A 20,975-nucleotide genomic window follows, 5' to 3' on the forward strand; every position below is an offset into this window, starting at 1 on the left:
GGCATCGGCGGCATGAATCGAGAGAATCTCAATTCAGCAGAAGATAAAGTCCATAGTGTCGAAGCGCTTTCTGAAGAAGCAAAATATATCATCATAAAGACGATAAATTATATGACGTCAATGGAGGGCGCTCGATCGAATATTGTATTCTCCGCAATATAGGATATTTTATTGCACTTAATGCAATCGAAAATATTATACCAGAGAGCGTTCTTCAATAATGATATAGTAGATATCGTGATAAGAGCGATATCGGCGCGCTATATGCAAATGGAGAACGTAAATGGCCACGTACAGCATCAGAGTCCTGAATAATTCAGGATTTACCAAGAACTACGTTATTTTCATGGAGCCTCCCATCGTTACGAACAAGGGTGCCAACCCGGAAGTTTACACCAATGCCTGGGTGACCTTCAGCGGTGTGCAGCCTGGTGGTGTCGATGTCGTCAATTATACCGATGAAACATCCGCCCTTTGGTCGCGCGCGACTACCGCAGTCGCCCCAGGCACGACAGTCGGCCAATACGGCACCATCCTGGTCGATACCGCGACTCAAGACAGCGTGACCTTCATTGGCAGCAGTCAGAACACCGGCTTTACAAATCTGGTGCATAGCGGCGCAATGACCGGCTCTTATGCGATCATCGCCAATTCAGATTTCGATTCATCGGCGGGCTATCTGTTTGGCTTGGCCCGTCCCGGTAATATTCCGGGCATCCCGTCACCGGTTGCGACGTTCCTCGCCGAGCCCAATGGGACGTACAACATCACGCCGGTGGAAAAATTCTACATCGCTGAAGGCGTATACACACCTGGGTCGATCATCGATGTCTCCACGGTGTCGACGGTCAGCCTTGAAATCGACTTTACATGCAAATCGCAGGTCGCGTCGGTGGTGACGCAGGCATCGAACGGGTCGTTCAGCGCCGTTTATTATTGACGTTGGGAGCGCCCGGACCACCCTCCGGGCGCTTCTGCTTCTACTCTGACGGATCAATCAAAGCCACCGGCGGACGCGCGCCTTATAGGCAACAAAAGCCGCGCCGAATTTCGCTTCGAGATAGCGCTCTTCACGGGCGATGACTTGGGTGTTGATCATGATGATCGCCACGGGCAACAGCAACAGTGAAGGCATGCTCTGGAGCAGGATGGCAACGCCGGGATAGGCAATGGCCATGCCCAGATACATCGGGTTGCGGGTGCGGGCATAAATGCCGGTATCGATCACGCCCGCCGTTGGCGTTGATGGCACTGGGTTCTCGCCGCGCTGCCGGAACAGGCCGATCGCGATGCCGATCAGGATGAATCCCGGCAGAAGAAAGGCCAGGCTCAGCCACCCTGGGATTGGTAATGTCGGCAAGCCGAGCAACCGGTCGATCACTGGCCCGATCAGCGCGACGCCGAGAAAGACCAGCGGCGGGGGAAACATCACGCCTGCGCCACGATCCACTTCGGCCATTCAGTCCCCCCTTGCAAAGACACCCCGCTCGTCTAGCGATCCGATCATCGATGCGCGAGGCATATCATGGCTGATCCTACCCCCTATATCGTGGCCGATGATACCGGCGATGTGCGCAAACATGCTCCCGCCACGCTGCGCAATCGTGAGGCGATCGCGCGGGTGTTGATGGATATGTTGCCGCCCACCGGGCTGGTGCTGGAGATCGCCAGTGGCAGCGGCGAGCATGTCGCCCATTTCGCGCGTGAACTGCCGGGGCATGATTGGCAGCCGAGCGATCCGGATCCAACCGCGCTCGCCTCAATCGCAGCGTGGAGCGAAGGGCTTGGCAATGCCCGTGCGCCGATCGCTATTGATGCGGCGTCACCTGATTGGGGTATCGAGCAGGCCGATGCGGTGCTCTGCATCAACATGGTGCATATTTCCCGCTGGCAGGCGACGTTGGGGCTGCTCGCGGGAGCTGCGCGGATTTTACCCAAGGACGGCCGCTTGATTATCTATGGCCCGTTTCGGCAGCAAGGCGTGCCGACGGCCCCCAGCAACGAGTCATTTGATCAATCGCTGCGCGCTCGGGATCCGCACTGGGGCTTGCGCGATGTCGAAAGCGTCACTGAGGCGGCGGCGAAGCATGGGCTGCGGTTCGAACGGCTGATTGAAATGCCCGCCAATAATGTGGTGCTGGTGTACCGCCACGGTGCGGTGACCGAGCGCTAAGCGATTGCCTGCATCGTTTCCTGCTTGTGGCGAACTCGTTCGCGCCAAACAATATACAGGCCACTGGCGATGATGATCGGCGCGCCGATCCAGGTGGCGGGAGTGGGCAGCACGTTGAAGATCAGCCAGCCATAAATCGTCGCCCATAACAGCGATGAGTAATCCATCGGCAGCACGACGGAGACGGGGCCGAACCGGATCGCCCCAGTCATCGCCAGCTGGGCGATTCCGCCCACCAGTCCCACCCCCATCAGCAACGCCCATGTCACGCCTTGGTGCGGCTGCCATACAAAGGCATAGATGATCCCAAGCGGTACCAGCGATAATGTCGAGAACCAGAACACCGTCGTCAACGTGGCTTCGGTCTTGGCGATGGTGCGCAGCAGGATTGAAACGCTCGCCGTTATGAATGCTCCTGCTAGCCCGCTCAGCGCACCGAGCAGGGGGAAGTGATCACCGCCCGGTTGGGCAACGATCAGCACGCCAATGAAGCCAGCGATGACCGCTCCCCAACGGTGCCAGCCGGTTGGCTCACGCAACACCAGCGCGCCGAGTATCGTCGCGAAGATCGGCATGGTGAAGCCAATCGTCGTCGATTCGGCGAGCGGCAGCATCAGAATGGCGTTGAAGCTGAATCCAATGGCCGTCAGCCCCATCACGGTCCGCAGTATATGCGCGCCAAATCGCTCGGTCTTTACCGACGCGAAGCCCGGCCCGGTGGCGAGCACCACCACCATCAGGCACGCCGCGCCGAATTGCCGAAAAAAGATGATCTCGCCGAGCCCGGCGCCACCTGTCTCGCAGAGCTTCATCAGCGCGTTCATGCCCGCGAACAGGGCCGCAGACATCAGCCGCAGCGTGACGGCGAGCAGGATGCGATCGGGGGAGGCGGTGGCCATGGCCGTCCTATGCGGATTGGCGCGGCCTGTAACAACCCTGTGCGGTCATCGCTGGGGTGACGAACCCGTAAAGTGGCGCTAATCGCTTGGCGCATGATCAAACATGCGCTCCCCGTCACCCGCGAGGCCGATTTCTCCGCCTGGTATCAATCCGTCATTACCGAGGCCGATCTGGCCGAGGAATCGGGCGTGCGCGGGTGCATGGTCATCCGGCCATGGGGCTATGGCATCTGGGAACGGATCCAGCGGCTGCTCGATGATCGCATCAAGGCGACGGGGCATGAGAATTGCTATTTCCCGCTGTTCATCCCGCTCAGCTATTTCGAAAAAGAAGCCGAACATGTCGATGGTTTTGCCAAGGAAATGGCGGTCGTCACGCACCACCGGCTGATCAGTGACGGCAAGGGCGGGCTGGTGCCTGATCCCGCCGCCAAGCTGGAGGAGCCGCTGGTCGTGCGGCCAACATCGGAAACGGTGATCGGTACCGCCTTTGCGCGCTGGGTACAGAGCTGGCGCGACCTGCCTGTGCTGATCAACCAGTGGGCCAATGTCGTGCGCTGGGAAATGCGCACCCGAATGTTCCTGCGCACCACCGAATTCCTCTGGCAGGAGGGCCACACCGCGCACGCGACCGAGGCGGAGGCGCGCGAGGAAACGTTGAAGATGCTCGAAGTCTATCGCAGCTTTGCCGAGGATTGCGTCGCGTTGCCGGTGGTCGCAGGGGAAAAGCCGGAGAATGAACGCTTCCCCGGTGCCGTAGCGACTTATTCGATCGAAGCGATGATGCAGGATGGCAAGGCGCTGCAGGCCGGCACCTCGCACTTCCTCGGCACCAATTTCTCGCAAGCGCAGAACATCCGCTTCCAAAATGCCGAGGGGCAGCTGGAGCTCGCCCAGACGACGAGCTGGGGCATGTCCACCCGGATGATCGGGGGCCTGATCATGGTCCACGGCGATGATGACGGGCTGCGCGTACCGCCGCGCGTTGCGCCATGGCAGATCGTGATCGTGCCGATGCTGCGCGATCAGCCCGAGGACGCCGAGCTGGTCACCTATTGCAAGGCACTCCAAAGCGAATTGGCGGCGCTGTCGGCCTTTGGTGAGCCGGTGCGGGCGCTGCTCGATCTGAAGCCGGCCAAGGCCGCCGGCAAGCGCTGGGGCTGGGTGAAGAAGGGCGCCCCCATCATCGTTGAGGTCGGCGGCCGCGACATGGCGGGGGGCAATGTTTCCGTGATCCGTCGGACCGCGCTTTACCGTGCGGACGGCAAGCTTGACAGCGCCGTGATCGCGCGGGATGAATTTGTAAGCAATGCGGCAGCAATGCTCGGCGCGGTGCAGGACGCGCTGTTCGCCGATGCCAAGGCGCGGCTCGATGCGAATATCGCCCGCGACGTCACCGATTTCGCGGGGTTGGAGCGCGCCTTTGCGGATTCGGTGAAGAACCCCGGCTTTGTTGAAGTGCAATGGGCCAAGCCCACCGGCGAAGCGCTGGAGAAGGTGGTTGAGCGGCTGAAGGCGTTGAAACTCACCCTACGCAACGTGCCGATGGATGTGGCGCCCGCAGATGGCATCTGCGTTTTCACCGGCGCACCGGCGGTGGAGCGGGTGCTGGTGGGGCGGTCTTATTAGAGGCGGAGAGCGTTGATCGCGCAACGGCTAGCAACCTTACGCACGTCGCCTTTCTCGTCACCCCGGGCTTGACCCTGGGTCCCGCTTCTACAGCGGTCAAGAATTAGCGGGACCCCGGATCAAGTCTGGGGTGACGTGTCGGTTTTTGGATCTGGCTGGAGCCAAGCAACGCAACCCCGCGCCGATTAGTCATACGGTTTGATCCAATGGTTCTCGCGAAACCATTTGGTGACGACATATTTCACGCCTTTCACGACTGGCATGCCCTCATGCAGCGTCAGCTGGTTGGGGCTGCCGTCAAGGTTCATGTTGTTCCACATCAGCAATAGGCCCCGTTTGGGGGCCACCCGGATGCCGGCCTGCGGAAACCAGGTCGCGCCGCCTTCCTCAACATCGTTGAGGTAGATCATGGCGGTCCAGGTGCGCTGTCCGCCATCCTTGATCACCCGTTTCCAGTAGGTCTCGCTTTCGAAGAAAAAGTCATGATGCGCGCGAAAATGCTGGCCGGGGGCATAACGCTGGCCCTGCATGGTCTCGCCGCAAAGCGGATCAAGCCCGAGTAGCACCGCAATCCCCTCATCGATGGGGCGGACATCGGGGGACCAGCGATCCATGTCGCAGCTTTCACTCGTCCTGAAATTTTCTTCAGGCTTGTCGGCAAGCAGGGTCGAAGGGCGCCTGTCGGCATCGATCAGCTCGATCACGCGCTTACAGCGGGCGGCATCGAGAAAATTGTCGCAATAGAAAACCTGAACCCCGTCAATCGCCACTTGCTGCACAGCAGGGTGCGCTGCCAGTCGTTCACCGACCTCCCGACCGATTTGCGCGCGGGTGGCAGAGGAAGCTTTTGATTTTTTGAAGGGGTTTAGCACCCAAGCAATGTGCCGCTAGGCACACAAAAAGCAAGGCCCGGTGGTTTCCCACCGGGCCCTGCCCCTCGTGACGAACGAGCGTTTGGATAGGGTTTACCAGAAAATATCGTAAACCGTATCAACGACTTGACCTGTACGAATATCAACAAGCAGCGCATCGTTGTAATAGCGCACCCATTCATACGGGCCATAGGCCGGGGGTAGACCGTAGAAACTCGGATCATCCAGCCAGTAATTTTGGTTGAACAAAATGCTGCTCAACGTGAACCCGATACCGAAGCGCCGATACCCGAAACCCCAGCCCGGTGGCGCATAATAGCGTGGCAGGCGGAAGTTGTTGCGGTTGAAGTTCCGGAAGTTCTGCCAGTTGTATTGCTGGTTCTGCCGCCAACCCCGATTCCAGTTGCCGCGATTGTTGAATTCGCGCCCGCGGAAATCATTGCCGCGATTGCGGTTCCCGAAATTCTGACCTCGGAAGCCCTGGTTGTTGTTGAAACCCTGGCCATTGTTGAACTGATTGCCGTTCTGGTCGAAGCGCCGGTCCTGCCGGAAGTCCTGCCGGTCGTCCCGACGGTCCTGCCGGAAGTCTTGCCGATCGTTACGGTCGTCCCGCCGGAAATCCTGCCGATCGTCGCGGCGCTCCTGCCGGAAGTCGCGGCGGTCATCGCGTTGCTGCACCTGCACCTGTGGGGGCACATTGTTCTGGTTCTGGAACGCGTTGCGATCAGCACGGCGGTCCTGGCGGAAATCCTGGCGATCCCGACCGCGATCCTGGCGGAATTCGCGACGCTGCTGCTGTTGGGCAATCGCCTGTTCGGTCGCCGGGATCGTAAACATCTGGCGCGGCTGACGAGGCGCCTGCTGCTGGTTCTGCTGCTGGACCTGTGCCTGAACTTGCGCTTGGACTTGGGCCGGGGCCTGAACTTGCGCCTGACGTTCCTGACGGCGCTCAAAACGCTGTTGCTGGACCATGCTCGCATCCGGGCCACGCTCTGCCGCGCGCTGCTGACGGAATGCACCGCGATCCTGTTGCGGCGAACCTTCGCTCATCTGGCGCTGGCCGCCGCCTTCGCGCATTTCATCCTGTGCCATGGCGGCGGTGGGGACCAGGGCGGATGCCGCCAGTAAGGTCACCAGTAACGATCTACGCATAAGTCCCTCCGATAAAGCCGCCGCACACGAAGACCGTGGAAGCGATGCCCCGTAATGGAACAGTCGCGATGAGCCGTTTCTGAATTGCTGTGTCAGCCAATTGAAAGGAATCTAGGGGCTGGGTGGCGTTGGCCTGGGATCGAACACCGGCGCATCCGGTGTGGGGTCGGCGCGGGCTTCTCCGGGATCAGCGGTCACGTCGATTGCAGCATCGCCTCGTTGGATGCGGGCCGCGAGCTGCACCGCTTCGACGATTCGGGGGTAAACGCCGCAACGACACAAATTGGTGATCGTTTTGCGGATATCCTCTTCGGACGGATTGCGGTTGGCCTTGATCAGCATCGCCGCGGCCATGATCATGCCCGGAATGCAGAAACCGCATTGCGGCACATTCTTCGCGATAAAGGCCTGCTGCACTGCGTGCGAGCGATCGCGCGAGAGCCCTTCGATCGTGGTGACGAACGTCCCCTCGATCGCGCCGATCGTTGCCTGGCAGGATCGCACCGCCTCGCCATCGATATCGACCGTGCACGCACCGCACTGCCCGGTGCCGCAGCCATATTTGGTGCCCGTCAGGTTCGATGCATCGCGTAGCGCCCAGAGCAAAGGCGTCTGCGGGTCCATCTTGTATTCGACCGGCTGATTATTGACGGTGAACCGGGTCATTAGGCGGCTGCTCCATCAAGGGGGCGGGGTGGGCTGGCCGTTGCCGATACCATACGCTTCCCATCGATGACGATCGGGCTCGCGACACCGGGAATGCCGCCGCGATCAATTGCCATGCCCCGCGCGATCACCTGCGGATCGGCGAATACCTCGTCAACCCGGTTGATCGGCCCGGCGGGAACGCCTGCCTGTTCGAGCGCCTCGTAAAGATCGGCTTTTGCCCAGGTCACGATGGTCGCGGTGAGTGCCGCGATCAGCGCGGCGCGGTTGGTGACACGGGCAGGGTTGGTGGCAAAGCGCGCATCGTCCGCCAGCGGCAGGCGCAGCACCTCACATAATTTGCGGAACTGTCCGTCATTGCCGACCGCGATGATCAGATCGCCGTCAGCACAGACGAAGGATTGATAGGGCGCAAGGTTCGCATGGCCATTGCCCATTCGGTGCGGCACCACGCCCGATGCCATCCAGTTGAGCGCCTGATTGGCGAGTACGGCCACCTGCGTATCCAGCAACGCCATATCGATATGCGCGCCGCTTCCGGTCGCATCGCGCTGGCGAAGCGCGGCAAGGATCGCGACTGCCGAATAAACGCCGGTGAAGATATCCGCATAGGCAATGCCCGATTTCTGGGGCGCACCGTCAGGCTCACCGGTCATCGACATGATGCCGCCCATGCCCTGAATGATGAAATCATAACCTGCACGGTGTGCATAGGGGCCGGTTTGGCCGAAGCCAGTGATCGAACAGGTGATCAGCCGAGGATTGATCGCGCTCAGGCTCGCATGATCGAGGCCATATTTGGCGAGACCGCCAACCTTGTAGTTCTCGATCACGACATCCGCTTCGGCGATCAAAGCGCGGACCTGCGCTTGGCCTTCCAGTGTCGTGATATCGATCGCGATCGATGATTTGCCGCGATTGGTCGAGTGATAATAGGCAGCGTCGAGATTGCTCCCGTCCGCCGCGATCATGAAAGGCGGTCCCCAATGGCGCGTGTCATCGCCCGCACCCGGCCGCTCGACCTTCACCACCTCGGCCCCGAGGTCGGCGAGCAATTGCCCGCACCACGGCCCGGCCAGGATCCGCGCCAACTCGACCACCTTGATGCCGGAGAGTGGGCGGATCACCAACGCATTTCCCCAATCGTCATCCCCGCGAAAGCGGGGACCCACGGATTGCGCATCAATCGTGACGGCACCGATCCATGGGTTCCCGCTTTCGCAGGAATGACGGCAGGGTGGGGAAGTAACCTCACGCCAAAGGCTGCCTGATCGCGTACACCACGTGCGGGGTCGACATGCCGGCCATGTCGAACACCGGCACCCGGTCCACCAGCAATTCGCCACCGATTTTTTCCATCGCCCGACGCGACCGGATGTTGGTTTCGCCCACCATGAATACCGCCGCATCGAACCAGCGCAGCGCGTGGGCAACCATCAACGTCTTGATCTCGCGGTTGGTAGCCCCGCCCCAATAGGTCCGCGCGAGGAAGGTCCAGCCGATCTCCACCTCGCCCGGCTCCACCCGGCTCCGATCATAGCGGCTCGATCCGATCACCGTGCCGCTCGCCCGGTCGCGGATCACCAGGCATCCGCCCGAGGCCATCGCATCGGCGAAAAACCGGCGGAACACCGGTTCCTGCCAGCGATCATGTGCCGGGTGCACCTCCCAGATCAGCGGATCGGCGGCGACCGCGAACAGCGCATCCCAATCCTCCGCCCGCAGCGGCGACAGCGATACCGTCGCCCCCGTCAGCGTCGGTTGGGGATCCCACGGAGTCTCCTCGCGCATCAGAACGCCGATATCCCCGTGATCGCGCGGCCAAGGATCAGCGCGTGGACGTCATGCGTGCCCTCATAGGTGTTCACGGTTTCAAGATTCATCGCATGGCGCATCACCTGATATTCGCCGGCAATGCCATTGCCGCCATGCATGTCGCGCGCGGCGCGGGCGATATCGAGCGCCTTGCCGACATTGTTGCGCTTGACGATCGAGACCATTTCCGGCGCGAATTTGTGCTGGTCCATCAACCGCCCGACGCGCAAGCTCGCCTGCAAGCCCATCGCGATATCAGTCTGCATATCAGCCAGCTTCTTCTGGAACAGCTGCGTCGCAGCCAGCGACCGCCCGAACTGCTTGCGATCGAGGCCATATTGGCGTGCGGCATGGAAGCAGAATTCCGCCGCACCCATCGCGCCCCAGCTGATGCCATAGCGTGCGCGGTTGAGGCAGCCGAACGGCCCCTTCAGCCCCTGCACCTCGGGCAGCAGCGCGTCTTCACCCACCTCGACCTCATCCATCTGGATCATGCCGGTGATCGACGCGCGCAGCGATAATTTGCCCTCAATCTTGGGCGCGCTCAGCCCCTTCATCCCCTTTTCCAGAATGAACCCGCGAATGCCGCCGCCATGTGCTTCGGATTTCGCCCAGACGATGAACACGTCGGCGATCGGTGCGTTCGAAATCCAGGTCTTCGCGCCGGAGATCAGATAGCCGCCATCGGTCTTCACTGCCTTGGTCGTCATCCCGCCGGGGTCGGATCCGGCATCGGGCTCGGTCAGCCCGAAACAGCCGATGAATTCGCCCGTCGCCAGCTTGGGTAGAAATTTGCGCTTCTGCTCTTCACTGCCGAACGCGTGGATCGGGTACATCACCAGGCTCGACTGCACTGACATCATCGATCGATACCCCGAATCGATCCGCTCCACCTCGCGCGCGACCAGCCCGTACGCAACATAGGATGCGCCGACGCCGCCATATTCCTCCGGCACCGTCGGCCCAAGCAGGCCGAGCGCGCCCATTTCTCGGAAAATCTCCGGATCGGTGGTTTCGTGCTGGAACGCGTCGATGATGCGCGGGGCGAGCTTATCCTGCGCATAAGCGGCAGCGGTATCGCGGATCATCCGTTCGTCCTCGTCGAGCTGATCGTCGAGGTTGAAGGGGTCTGCCCAGTCGAACCGGCCCATGGTGCTCATTGTCGTGGCTCCTGCAATCTTTCGGCTGCTCTTTAATCTTGCAGTCGATTTGTCTAGCCCCTCGCTCACCCTTTGTGTCCCCGCGAAGGCGGGGACCCAGTCTGTGCTCCCGCCTTCGCGGGAGCACATCGAGGACGGGAGAAAGACGCTGATATCACAATACCGCCCCATGCGCAGCGCGCTTTACCTCCCCGCCTCCAATGATCGTGCGATCGCCAAGGCCCGCACCTTACCCTGCGATGCGGTGATCCTCGATCTGGAGGATGCAGTCGCGCCGGAGATGAAAGCCACCGCGCGATCAGCGGCGGTGACGGCGTTCGGCGCGGGTGGCTTCGGCCAGCGGATGACGGTGCTGCGCGTCAACGGCATTGATACCGAATGGGGCATGGATGATCTGTTCGCGGCGGTGACGCTCGATATTGATGCGGTGCTGGTGCCGAAGGTGAACGGCCCCGATGATATTGCGCGCTACAATGCGGCGCTCGACCTCGCCCGGCCCGGCGTGCAGCTATGGGTGATGATCGAGACGTGCCTGGCGGTGGGGCAGTTGCAGGCGATCGCCGATTGCGCACCGCACACGCGGCTCGGTGGATTCGTGATGGGCACCAATGATCTCGCGCTCGAAATGCGCAGCAAGATGGCGCCGGACCGGGCGACCTTGCTGCCGATCTTGACGCTGGCGCTCGCCGCCGCGCGCTCCCGCAGGCTGATCGCGCTCGACGGGGTGTGCAACGATTTCAGCGATCTCGATCGGTTCACCGCGGAGGCCGAGCAGGGGCTGGTGCTCGGCTTCGACGGGAAGACATTGATCCATCCGGCTCAGATCGATCCCTGCAACGCGGTGTTTTCGCCAACGCCCGACGAAATCGCCAAAGCGCGCAGCATCAGTGCAGCATTTGCCCTGCCGGAGAACGCGGGAAAGGGCGCGATCCGCCTCGACGGACGGATGGTCGAGCGGCTTCATCTGGTCGAGGCGGAACGGTTGTTAGCGATGGTTGCGGCAATCGGGTGAATCCGCGCATTGCGCTCGCTGCCGCCTTGTGGTGAGGTGCAACCGCGCAGGAGAGAAACTGAATGGCGTCCGTAATCGACAAAGCGTCCACTTTTCCCTCTCCCCCTGCGTTGCCCGTTGTCGGCCATCTGCACCACATCATCCGCCAGGGCCTGATCGGCTATTTGTTGCACGCCGGGCGCGATTTTCCCGAGGGCATCTTCAAGCTGAAATTCGGCAGCCGGGTCGGGCTGTTCGTCACTGATCCCGATCTCGTCGCCGAGCTGTGCGATGAAACGCGCTTCCGCAAGATGCCGGGACCGGGCCTGCGCGTCGTCCGGCGTTTCGCGGGCGATGGTCTGTTCACCGCGTTCAGTGAGGAGGAGAATTGGGGTAAGGCGCACCGTATTCTGCTCCCCGCGTTCAGCCAGCGCGCGATGAAGGGCTATTTCGACATGATGCTGGAGGTGGCGGACCAGCTCGTCGCCAAATGGTCGCGCCTGTCGGGCCCGCTTCACGCTCGATTCGATCGCGGTCGCGGGCTTCGGGCACCGCTTTAGCAGCTTCGAGATGGAAGAGCTCGATCCGTTCCTTGAGGCGCTTGGCCGGGCACTCGGCGAATCGCTCAACATGATCACCCGGCTGCCGATGCAGCAACGCTTCGCCAAGAAAGCCGAGCGTCAGTTCGAGGCCGATATCGCGCTGATGAACGCGCTGGTCGACGGCATCATCGCCGAACGCCGCGCGCATCCGAATGACGGGAAGGATCTGCTCAACCTGATGATCGCGGCGGCCGATCCCGAGACCGGGGAGACGCTCGACGACATCAACATCCGCTACCAGGTGCTCACCTTCCTGATCGCGGGGCATGAGACGACGTCGGGGATGCTGACGTTCGCGCTCTATCATTTGCTGCGTAATCCGCATGTGCTGGCGCAGGCCTATGCCGAGGTCGACCGCGTGCTGCCCGGCGATACCCGGCCGGATTATGCGCAGAACGCGCAATTGGTGGTGATCGAGCGCATCCTAAAGGAAGCGCTCCGCCTTTGGCCGACTGCGCCCGCCTTCACGCTGGCGCCGTTCGAAGATACGAGCATCGGCAACGGCAAGTGGAACCTGCGCAAGGATCGCCCTGTCAACGTTTTCTCGCCCGGCCTCCACCGCTTCCCCGGCGCCTGGGCGAACCCCGATGAGTTCGATATCGATCGCTGGTTGCCAGAGAATGAGGCGAAGCATCACCCGCACAGCTACAAGCCGTTCGGCAATGGCGAGCGCGCGTGCATCGGGCGGCAGTTCGCGATGGTGGAGGCCAAGCTCGCGCTCGCCATGATCCTGCAGAAATTCGCGATCGGCGATCCGCATATGTACAAATTGCGGATCAAGGAAACGCTGTCGATCAAGCCCGATCAGTTTTTCATGCGGGTGCGGCTCCGCGCGCCGCATGAACGCATGTCTGTCGCGCCCGCCACCAAGGTGCCAACCGAAACCGCGCCTGCCGCGACCGTTTCCGGCAATGGCCAGCGGTTCAGCGTGCTCTATGGCACCAGCCTCGGCACTGCGCGTGACATTGCCGAGGAAATCGCCGAGCGCGCCAGCGTCGATGGCTTCGAAACCGCGGTGCGATCGATGGACGAGGCGTTCATCGCCGGGCATCTGCCTGAGGACAAGGTGATCGTCATCGTCACCGCCACCTATAATGGCCGCGCACCCGACAGCGCGGTGGAGATCGAACGGCTGATCGATTCGGGGCAAGTGGATACGCTCGATTGGAGCGGCGCGAAGTTTGCGGTGCTCGGCATCGGCAACAGCCAATGGCCGAACTATCAGCATTTCCCCAAGCGCATCGACGATACGATCGCGTCGCTCGGCGCGACCCGGCTGGTGCCGCGCGGCGAGGCTGACGGGCAGGGCGATTTCGATGGCGCGGTCGCCAGCTTCGTTCGCGATCTGTGGAAGGCGTTGGGCAGCGAGGTTGCACCGTCCGAACAGCGCTCTACCCTGTCGCTCCAGCCTGTCGACGCTGCCGCCACCCGCGCGCAGGTGCTGCCCGAACATGCCCAGCGGCTGGAGATCGTCGCGAACGAGGAAATGGTCCTCCCCGCCGAAGGCTTGTGGGATTTCGCCATCGAGCCGCCGCGCCCCTCGACCCGCTTCATTCGGATCAGGCTGCCGGAGGGGCAGCGGTATCACGCCGGGGATCACATCGCGGTCTATGCCCAGAACCGACCAGAACTGGTGGAGCGCGCTATCGCGCGGCTGGGGCTCGACGGCGCGACGCAGTTGCGGATTGACGCCCAGGGCGGCCGTTTCCGCCATTTGCCGCTCGGCCAGACAGTGACGGTGCAGCAATTGCTCGCCGAGTTCGTCGAATTGTCCGACACGCTCCCGCGTCGCGCGCTCGCGGCGATCGGCGAACAGACGCGCTGCCCAAATACCAAGAAGGAACTGGCGCGGCTGGAAGGCGCGTTCGATTCCGAAATCGCGGCGAAGCGGCTCAGCATCCTCGACCTGCTCGATCTTCACCCGGCCGCCAAACTGTCGCTCGACAGCCTGGTCGAACTCTCCTCCGCCATCGCGCCGCGTTTCTATTCGATCGCGTCATCGCCTTTGGTCGATCCGAGCATCGCCGATTTGATCGTCGGCACGATGGAGGCCCCCGCCTGGTCCGGCCTTGGCGAGCATCGCGGCTTTGCATCCAGCTATATGCAGCGGGTGATGCCCGGTGATGCCGTGTTCGGCTATGTCCGCCGCCCCAATCCCGCCTTCGCACCGCCCGCTGACCCGGCTACGCCGATGATCCTGATCGGCCCCGGCACCGGCTTTGCGCCACTTCGTGGTTTCATCGGCGAGCGTGCCGCGCAAAAGGCGGCGAGCGCTGAGGTTGCTAAATCGCTCCTCTTCTTCGGTTGCCGCCACCCCGATCACGACTGGTATTGCCGGACCGAGATGGAGGGCTGGGCGAAGGACGGCGTGATCGAACCCTTCGTCGCCTTTTCCGCCGTCAGCGATTTCAAATGGCGTTATGTGCAGGACGCGATGTGGGATGCGCGCGATCAGCTATGGGCCGCGATCGAGGGCGGCGCGCACATCTATGTCTGCGGCGATGGCAAATTCATGGCGCCTGCGGTACGCGATGCCTTGATCCGCATCGCGGTAGACAAGCAGGGTGGGGATCATGCCAGCGGATCCGACTGGCTTGAGGCAATGATCGAACAAGGGCGCTTCCATCAGGACGTATTCGGGTTCGGGAAGTAACAAATAATCCTCCCCGGCACGGGGAGGGGGACCGCGAAGCGGTGGAGGGGGCGTGCCGCGAATGTAGCGCTGGTGACGAGCCCCCTCCACCAATCGCTGAAGGAGCGATTGGTCCCCCTCCCCATACTGGGGAGGAATAAGCGGGGAGGAAGCAATGCTACAATTGTCAGGCCAGGACGCGTCGTTCGTCTATCTGGAAACGCCGCACACGCCGATGCATATCGGCTCGGTCGGCATTTATGATCCGTCGACCGCGCCGGGTGGGTTCGTGCGGTTCAAGGATATCCTGAAATTCATCGAAAGCCGCCTCGGCAGCGCGCGGAGTTTCCGCCAGCGGCTGGTGCGGGTGCCGTTCGATCTCGATCATCCATACTGGATCGAGGACCCCGAATTCGACATCGAATTCCATGTCCGCCATATCGCGCTTCCCAAGCCGGGCGACTGGCGGCAGCTTTGCATCCAGGTCGCGCGGCTGCATTCGCGGCCGATGGACCTCGCCAAGCCGCTTTGGGAGTTCACGATCGTCGAGGGGCTCGACAATGTCGAGGGCCTGCCGCCCGGCTGCTTCGCGCTCGTCTCGAAAGTGCATCACGCCGCGATCGACGGCATGTCGGGCGTCGAAATGTCCGCTGCCGTGCATGATCTCGACGCCAGCATGCGCCCGCGCGAGGTGAAGGACAGCTGGTCGCCCGAAAGCATGCCCAATGTCGCCGAACTGCTGATGCGCAGCTATTTCAATTCGCTGCGCCAGCCGATGCGCGTCGCCGAGACGATCGGGCGCTCGCTGCCCGGCATGGCCAAGCTGACGATGAGTGTCAGCAAGGGGGAGATCAGCATCGCGAACACCAAGCTTGCCCCCAAGACGCGCTTCAACGGCAAGGTCGCCGCGCACCGCGTGTTCGATGCGGCACCGTTTCCGTTGAAGGATATCCGCGCGATCAAGGATGCGGTGCCGGGCGCGACGGTGAACGACGTGATCCTCGCGATCGTCGGCGGTGGCCTTCGCGGTTATCTGGAGGCCAAGGGCGAATTGCCCGCCGAATCACTCACCGCGATGGCGCCGATTTCGGTGCGCGCGGAAGGGGAGAAAGCCGCGCTCGGCAATTTGGTGTCTGCCATGGTGGTCGGACTGGGCACGCATATCGACGACCCACTTGAACGCCTCGCGCATGTCCATGCCGAAGCTGCCAATTCCAAGGCAATGACCGGCGCGGTCGGCGCGCGTACACTCACCGATTATAGCCAGCTCATCCCCTCGGGCCTCGCCGGACTCGCCGCGCGGCTTTATACACGGGTGGGCGCAGCCAACGCGCATGCGCCCGTCTTCAATTGCGTGGTCACGAACGTGCCGGGCAGCCGGGTGCCGCTCTATTTCTGCGGCGCAAAGATGGTAGCCATGTACGGGCTTGGCCCGGTGTTCGATTCGATGGGGCTGATCAACACGATCTACAGCTACACCGATACAATCGCGATTTCCTTCACCTGTGATCGGGTGATGATGCCCGATCCCGATGGCTATGCCGCGTCGCTGCGTGAGGCTTTTGAAGCACTTAAGGTCGCGGCGGCGAACCCGGTACCGCCCGCCGTCCCGGTTGCGGCCAAACCCAAAGCTGCGGTAAAGAAAGTCCCAGCCGCCAAGCCGAAGGCCGTGGCGGAACCTGCTGCCAAAGCCAAAACCCCTGCTGCCCCGCGCAAGCGCGCAGCCAAAGCGAAGGAACCCGCATAATGGCCGATACCAAGAACACCGCTGACAAGCTGAAGGACACGATCAACGACCGCATCGTTGAGCCCGCCAAAAAGGCAACCGAAGCGATGCGCGAAACCAGCGCCAAGCTCGCCGAAAGCGGCTCGACCGTCGGCATGAAGCTGCTCGATCAGGCTGAGGAAAACACCCGCGAGGCCTTCGCCGCGATGCGCGCTGCGGCCAAGGCGAAGGATCTGACCGAAGTGATGAAGGTCCAGGGCGATTTCATCCGCGAACAGGGCAGCCGCAGCATGACCCAGGCCCGCGAAATCGGCGACCTGATCGTGCAGTTCGGCAAGGACGTAGTGACGCCGCTGACGCCGAAGAAGTGAGGTGACTTCCACCCCTCCCCTTCAGGGGAGGGGTCGGGGGTGGGGGCTGTCAGTCTCACCGAGGCCGACTTGCGTGGGGGCAGCCCCCACCCCAACCCCTCCCCTTAAGGGGAGGGGCTTTTTGGTCTTGAAGGACAGCCCATGACCCTCGCCGCGCAAACCCCGGTCACCTTCATCATCACCCGCGACCGCAAAATCGCAGAACCCTTCTACCGCGACACCCTCGGTCTGCCGTTCACCGCCGATGATGGCTTCGCCGCGGTGTTCGACCTCGCCGGCGTGCCGCTCCGCATCACTGAAGTCCCCGGCCACACACCGGCAGCACACCCGGTGCTCGGCTGGCAGGTGGCCGATATCGTCGCGACCGTCACTGCGCTGCGCGATCGCGGCGTTGTGTTCACGATCTACGAAGGCATGGGCCAGGACGCGCTCGGCATCTGGACCGCCCCGGACGGCAAAGCCAAAGTTGCGTTCTTCAATGATCCAGACGGCAACGCACTGAGCCTGACGCAGGCCTGATCGTTCGCTGATGAGCATCGATCAAACGCAGTCGGATGGCGTCGTCGTGCTGACGATAAACCGCCCGCCGGTAAACGCCCTCGACATCGAAACGGTCGAACGACTGCGCGATCTCGCCATCGGCATGGCCGCCGCGCCGCCGATCGGGGTTTTGCTCAGCGGTGCCGGACAATGTTTCAGCGCGGGCGTCGATACACGGGCTTTTGGCACGTACACGCCACCGGATCGGGCGCGAATGATCCTCGCCATTTCGGCGATGATTACCGCACTTTACGCGCTGCCATGCCCTGTCGTTGCCGCCGTGAGCGGCCACGCGCTTGGCGGCGGGTTCGTGCTGATGCTTGCCGGTGACGTTCGGATTGCGATCGACGATGACAAGGCAAAACTAGGGCTGACCGAAGCCAAGGCCGGGGTACCCTTTCCCGCAGCCCCACTAGAGATCATCAAAGCCGAACTCGCTCCCGAACTCCTGCGCCGATTGACGCTGACCAGCCAGACCATGCCGCCAGCGGCGTTGCACCAACTCGGGGTGATTGATGGACTGTGTTCGGCGGACGATCTGCTGGCGACAGCTGAAGCGCGTGTGCGCCAGCTCGCCGATCAACCCGCCTTCGGGTTGGTGAAACAACAGATTCGCCGCGATACGCTCGCCCGGCTCCGCGCGATTGTCGCATCGGGGCAAGATTCGTTGATCGAGGCATTGGCGCGGGGGTGATCGATTAAGGGCGGAGGGTAAGGGCTGGAGAGTTCCTCTTCCGTCATTGCGAGCGCAGCGAAGCAATCCAGCTGTGCGGCGATAAGATTACTAACCTTTTCGTCACCCCGGATCCTTCGACGGGCTCTGGAGAGCCTTGATCCGGGGTCCCGCTTCTCTGCGGCGTGGAACAGGCAGCTGGACCCCGGGTCAAGCCCGGGGAGACGGCTATATCAGGGAGTAAAACCGACCCCTCACGCATGCCCCGCAAACGGGTACACAAGCGGCCGCAGCCCGCTTTCGCGTTCGAACGGGTGCCAGTCACCTTCGTCCTGCGCCAGTCGGTCGGCGACCGCGTAAAGCACCGCCGGGTTCACGCCCAATCCGCAATGGCTGCCGTGCACTTCGATATTGTCGGTCTCCGCACCGCGCGGCTCGACGCAGTTCTGCCACGCCACGATACCGTCTTCCTTGGTGTAGATCGCGGTTGATGGCACCGGTGGTGCCATCGCGCTCTCGCGCAGCTGCTCCCGTGTGGCGTGATCGTCAATCTTCTGGCCGGTCAGCATTTCGTACGCGCGCCATACATTGGTGGCCTTGGGCGTTCCGGCAAAGGGCGAGCCGAGCGAGATCACCTGGCGCACGGCATCGGGCAGCCGCCGTGAGAGCTGGCGTGCCATCACGCCGCCCAGGCTCCAGCCGATCAGGCTGACGCGCTTGCCGGTTTCATGGTGGATTTCGTCCAGACGGGCGATCAGCTTCTCGCCTTCCCAGCCAATCGCCTTTGGCCCCAGATTGCGGCCAAGTTCCCAGGCATGGGTGTGATAGCCGAGCCCGGTCAGGAAGCGACGGAGCAATGTCGTTGAAATGTCGCTGGTCACGAACCCGGGAAGGACCATCACCGGATGGCCGTCCCCGCGCTTGGACATGGCCAGCAACGGGGCAGCGGGGGCGAGCGAGGTGAGCTCGGCAATTGCGCGCGGCAGCTCGGTCAGCGCAAGCAGCAGCGAAGGCGGGCTTACATCCGCTTCGGGGTAAAACTGGGTAGCCATAAACGTGTCTCCTGTCGTCCCGGGATCAATGCCCGGCTGCTTTCATTGTTCATTCGGTCCAACCAAAGGCTTCGTGACTCGCGGCGATCGCGCCCAAGCGTAAACTGAGTATCACCAAGTCATGAAATTGCCCCGAACGGTCGCAAACATGGTCTCTCAGCATGGCTTCGCCCCGAAAACCGAGCGATTCGAACAAACTGACCGATCCGGTCTGGTCCGGCGTCATCTGCGCGACCAGCTTGGTTGCGCCGTGCGCATGTGCGATTGCAAAGATTGCCTCGAGTAAATCGCGTCCCAGCCCGGCGCCGCGCCGATCGGGGGAGACGAGCAGCCGCACCTCGCCAACATGCGGGCTCCAGCTGAAGGGATCGCGCACCAGCGCCGCGGTACCGACGATCTTGCCGTCATCTTCTGCTACCAGGCTGTCGATCGTGCCCTCGCCGACGGCCTGCGCCCAGGCCTCAATCACGCGCGGATGCTGCACATCACGGCTCAGGAACAACAGGTCATGATCGGGCAGGGTGGCGGTAAAGGCGAGCATTGCCGCCTGATCGCTTGCCTCGAAACGGCGGATACTGTGGCTCATGTCGAACGCTCCGAAAGCCAGTCTGTCAATTTGGGCCAAAGCCGCTTGATGGCATTGCCGCCCGCGACCAGGCTCACATGCCCGCCCTTCAGCTCGACGGCTTCCTTGTCCGCCGAACCGACCATCTCGATCAGCGGGGCGGACGCGGCCGAGGGGACGATATGATCGTGTTGCGCGGTGACATGGAGGAACGGCGCGGTGATCGCCCCCAGATCGACTTTGCGCCCCGCCACCGTCATCGTGCCGTTGTAGAGCTCGTTGCCCCACATCAGCTGTTTGGTCGTTTCGCGGAAATATTCGCCCGCCAGCGGCAGCATGTCCGCGGCCCAGCGATCGAACATACGGAATGACTTCACGAACTCGTCGTTCCACATATTGTCGTAGAGCCGGAAATTGGCGACCATCCGCGCGCCGGGACGCAGCATGTCGAACGCTGTATACAGATAATCCGCCGGGCAGTTGCCGAATGTATCGACCAGCCGGTCGACATCGAAGAAGCGCTGGTCTGACCAGGCCTGGAACATCTCCATCTTGCTGAAGTCAACCGGCGTGGTGAAGCACACCAGGTTCTTCATCGGCGCTTCGGGGTGGAGCCCGGCCCACAGCACCGACAGCGCACCGCCGAAACAATAGCCGACGATGGTGAAATCCTCCTCGCCGGTTTCCTGCTGCACCCGCTCGATCGCGCTGGGCAGGAAATCGAGGACATAATCGGCAATGCCCAGATGCTTCTCGTCAGCGCGCGGCGCTTCCCAATCGAGCATGAACACATCGTATCCGGCGCGTAGCAGATATTCGACCAGGCTCTGCCCCGGCACCATATCGAAAATATAGCCGCGATTGGTGGTCGCCATCACCAGCAGCAACGGTACCCGGTACACTTCGTCTGACATCGCACGATAATGATACAGGTTCATCGTGCCGCGCTGGATCAGCCGATCCTTGGGGGAGGCGCCCAGCACGGGGGCGGACGACACGAAATAGCCGAGACCCTTGATGTTACGCTTCAGCGCACGATCGAATTCCACCCGCGCCTGTTCGACGATTCCGGGCAATTCAGCCGTGCGCCCGCCGTCGCTCACCCGGCCGCCTTTGTCGAAGGGGCCTTGGCCGCAGGCGGCTTGCGCGTTCGTTTAGGCTTGGGGCGTTCCGGGATCACGGACACACCGGCCTGAGCCGCCATCATCGCTTCGATCCGGTCAACCGTCGCCTCAATCCGGTGGAGTCGCGCCGACAGATCGGCAACTTCGGCCTTGGTCGGCATGTTGGCGGCGTCAAGCGCGCGCTCCATCATGTCGGTGCGGGCTTCCTTCAGCTTCATATTGGCGGCGTTAGCCCCGTGCATCAGCCGGGTGAACTCACCGCTTTTCATCATGTTGCCGCCAAATTCGTTGGCCATTGCCTCCCATTGGCCCAGCATTTCGCGAAACAATGCC

The 20,975-nt window shown here is 62.1% G+C and carries 23 protein-coding genes; 11 read left to right on the forward strand and 12 right to left on the reverse strand.

Annotated elements, in window-relative coordinates:
* Positions 1–346 precede the first annotated feature (346 nt).
* The gene (locus B7Y49_RS14040) at positions 347–940 is read left to right on the forward strand and encodes a hypothetical protein (protein WP_374128229.1); all 594 of its coding nucleotides are present in this window, start codon (positions 347–349) and stop codon (positions 938–940) included.
* Between the two features lie 57 nt (positions 941–997).
* On the opposite strand, the gene B7Y49_RS14045 is transcribed toward B7Y49_RS14040, so the two are convergent.
* The gene (locus tag B7Y49_RS14045) at positions 998–1,459 is read right to left on the reverse strand and encodes an isoprenylcysteine carboxylmethyltransferase family protein (RefSeq protein WP_374128230.1); all 462 of its coding nucleotides are present in this window, start codon (positions 1,457–1,459) and stop codon (positions 998–1,000) included.
* A gap of 66 nt (positions 1,460–1,525) precedes the next feature.
* On the opposite strand from B7Y49_RS14045, the gene B7Y49_RS14050 reads away from it, so the two are divergent.
* Positions 1,526–2,173, forward strand: a complete 648-nt coding sequence (locus B7Y49_RS14050; RefSeq protein WP_374128231.1) for a DUF938 domain-containing protein — start codon at positions 1,526–1,528, stop codon at positions 2,171–2,173.
* Here the strand turns inward: B7Y49_RS14050 and B7Y49_RS14055 are convergent.
* Positions 2,170–3,072: a DMT family transporter gene (locus B7Y49_RS14055; RefSeq protein WP_374128232.1), complete on the reverse strand. Its 903-nt coding sequence runs from the start codon at positions 3,070–3,072 to the stop codon at positions 2,170–2,172. The two genes, B7Y49_RS14050 and B7Y49_RS14055, sit on opposite strands and share 4 nt — an antisense overlap.
* Positions 3,073–3,165: 93 nt before the next feature.
* Here B7Y49_RS14055 and proS point away from each other — a divergent pair, with 93 nt between their 5' ends.
* Entirely contained in the window at positions 3,166–4,701 is a 1,536-nt protein-coding gene (gene proS / locus B7Y49_RS14060) for a proline--tRNA ligase (RefSeq protein ID WP_374128233.1), read from the forward strand.
* Positions 4,702–4,886: 185 nt separating this feature from the next.
* On the opposite strand, the gene B7Y49_RS14065 is transcribed toward proS, so the two are convergent.
* Both B7Y49_RS14065 and B7Y49_RS14070 read right to left on the reverse strand, forming a co-directional pair.
* Complete coding sequence (locus B7Y49_RS14065) at positions 4,887–5,573, reverse strand: 2OG-Fe(II) oxygenase (RefSeq protein ID WP_374128234.1); 687 nt, start codon at positions 5,571–5,573, stop codon at positions 4,887–4,889.
* Between the two features lie 93 nt (positions 5,574–5,666).
* A complete protein-coding gene (locus B7Y49_RS14070; protein WP_374128235.1) occupies positions 5,667–5,834 on the reverse strand; it encodes an RcnB family protein in 168 nt (55 codons plus the stop codon).
* 111 nt (positions 5,835–5,945) lie between these two features.
* On the opposite strand from B7Y49_RS14070, the gene B7Y49_RS14075 reads away from it, so the two are divergent.
* On the forward strand, positions 5,946–6,701 hold the full coding sequence (locus B7Y49_RS14075) for a hypothetical protein (RefSeq protein ID WP_374128236.1): 756 nt from the start codon (positions 5,946–5,948) through the stop codon (positions 6,699–6,701).
* Positions 6,702–6,836: 135 nt separating this feature from the next.
* On the opposite strand, the gene B7Y49_RS14080 is transcribed toward B7Y49_RS14075, so the two are convergent.
* The 4 genes from B7Y49_RS14080 to B7Y49_RS14095 form a co-directional block, all read right to left on the reverse strand.
* On the reverse strand, positions 6,837–7,391 hold the full coding sequence (locus B7Y49_RS14080) for a (2Fe-2S)-binding protein (RefSeq protein WP_374128237.1): 555 nt from the start codon (positions 7,389–7,391) through the stop codon (positions 6,837–6,839).
* Entirely contained in the window at positions 7,391–8,518 is a 1,128-nt protein-coding gene (locus tag B7Y49_RS14085; protein ID WP_374128238.1) for a CaiB/BaiF CoA transferase family protein, read from the reverse strand. The genes B7Y49_RS14080 and B7Y49_RS14085 overlap by 1 nt, the downstream gene beginning before the upstream one ends.
* A 124-nt stretch (positions 8,519–8,642) precedes the next feature.
* Positions 8,643–9,182 (reverse strand): GNAT family N-acetyltransferase, encoded by a 540-nt coding sequence (locus B7Y49_RS14090; protein ID WP_374128239.1) that lies wholly within the window; start codon positions 9,180–9,182, stop codon positions 8,643–8,645.
* Complete coding sequence (locus B7Y49_RS14095) at positions 9,182–10,366, reverse strand: acyl-CoA dehydrogenase (protein WP_374128240.1); 1,185 nt, start codon at positions 10,364–10,366, stop codon at positions 9,182–9,184. The genes B7Y49_RS14090 and B7Y49_RS14095 overlap by 1 nt, the downstream gene beginning before the upstream one ends.
* Before the next feature lie 169 nt (positions 10,367–10,535).
* Here B7Y49_RS14095 and B7Y49_RS14100 point away from each other — a divergent pair, with 169 nt between their 5' ends.
* The 7 genes from B7Y49_RS14100 (at position 10,536) to B7Y49_RS14130 (ending at position 17,922) form a co-directional block, all read left to right on the forward strand.
* Complete coding sequence (locus B7Y49_RS14100; RefSeq protein WP_374128241.1) at positions 10,536–11,378, forward strand: CoA ester lyase; 843 nt, start codon at positions 10,536–10,538, stop codon at positions 11,376–11,378.
* 62 nt (positions 11,379–11,440) lie between these two features.
* Complete coding sequence (locus tag B7Y49_RS14105; RefSeq protein WP_374128242.1) at positions 11,441–11,917, forward strand: cytochrome P450; 477 nt, start codon at positions 11,441–11,443, stop codon at positions 11,915–11,917.
* Entirely contained in the window at positions 11,886–14,612 is a 2,727-nt protein-coding gene (locus B7Y49_RS14110; RefSeq protein ID WP_374128251.1) for a cytochrome P450, read from the forward strand. The genes B7Y49_RS14105 and B7Y49_RS14110 overlap by 32 nt, the downstream gene beginning before the upstream one ends.
* 154 nt (positions 14,613–14,766) lie before the next feature.
* The gene (locus B7Y49_RS14115; RefSeq protein WP_374128243.1) at positions 14,767–16,338 is read left to right on the forward strand and encodes a wax ester/triacylglycerol synthase family O-acyltransferase; all 1,572 of its coding nucleotides are present in this window, start codon (positions 14,767–14,769) and stop codon (positions 16,336–16,338) included.
* On the forward strand, positions 16,338–16,688 hold the full coding sequence (locus B7Y49_RS14120; RefSeq protein ID WP_374128244.1) for a phasin family protein: 351 nt from the start codon (positions 16,338–16,340) through the stop codon (positions 16,686–16,688). Before B7Y49_RS14115 ends, B7Y49_RS14120 begins: the two co-directional genes overlap by 1 nt.
* A gap of 141 nt (positions 16,689–16,829) precedes the next feature.
* On the forward strand, positions 16,830–17,207 hold the full coding sequence (locus B7Y49_RS14125; RefSeq protein WP_374128245.1) for a VOC family protein: 378 nt from the start codon (positions 16,830–16,832) through the stop codon (positions 17,205–17,207).
* 10 nt (positions 17,208–17,217) lie between these two features.
* Positions 17,218–17,922, forward strand: coding sequence for an enoyl-CoA hydratase/isomerase family protein (locus B7Y49_RS14130; protein ID WP_374128246.1), 705 nt, complete (start codon positions 17,218–17,220; stop codon positions 17,920–17,922).
* A gap of 233 nt (positions 17,923–18,155) precedes the next feature.
* Here the strand turns inward: B7Y49_RS14130 and B7Y49_RS14135 are convergent, their stop codons facing one another.
* From B7Y49_RS14135 to B7Y49_RS14150, 4 genes are all read right to left on the reverse strand, one after another.
* The gene (locus tag B7Y49_RS14135) at positions 18,156–18,953 is read right to left on the reverse strand and encodes a triacylglycerol lipase (RefSeq protein ID WP_374128247.1); all 798 of its coding nucleotides are present in this window, start codon (positions 18,951–18,953) and stop codon (positions 18,156–18,158) included.
* Between the two features lie 49 nt (positions 18,954–19,002).
* Positions 19,003–19,539 (reverse strand): GNAT family N-acetyltransferase, encoded by a 537-nt coding sequence (locus tag B7Y49_RS14140; RefSeq protein WP_374128248.1) that lies wholly within the window; start codon positions 19,537–19,539, stop codon positions 19,003–19,005.
* Positions 19,536–20,621, reverse strand: a complete 1,086-nt coding sequence (locus tag B7Y49_RS14145; RefSeq protein ID WP_374128249.1) for an alpha/beta fold hydrolase — start codon at positions 20,619–20,621, stop codon at positions 19,536–19,538. The genes B7Y49_RS14140 and B7Y49_RS14145 overlap by 4 nt, the downstream gene beginning before the upstream one ends.
* On the reverse strand, positions 20,618–20,975 hold a 358-nt coding region (locus B7Y49_RS14150), incomplete at its 5' end, for a poly(R)-hydroxyalkanoic acid synthase subunit PhaE (RefSeq protein ID WP_374128250.1). The genes B7Y49_RS14150 and B7Y49_RS14145, both read right to left, overlap by 4 nt.

This window comes from Sphingomonas sp. 28-62-11, from assembly GCF_002278865.1.
Taxonomy (GTDB): Bacteria; Pseudomonadota; Alphaproteobacteria; order Sphingomonadales; family Sphingomonadaceae; genus Sphingomonas.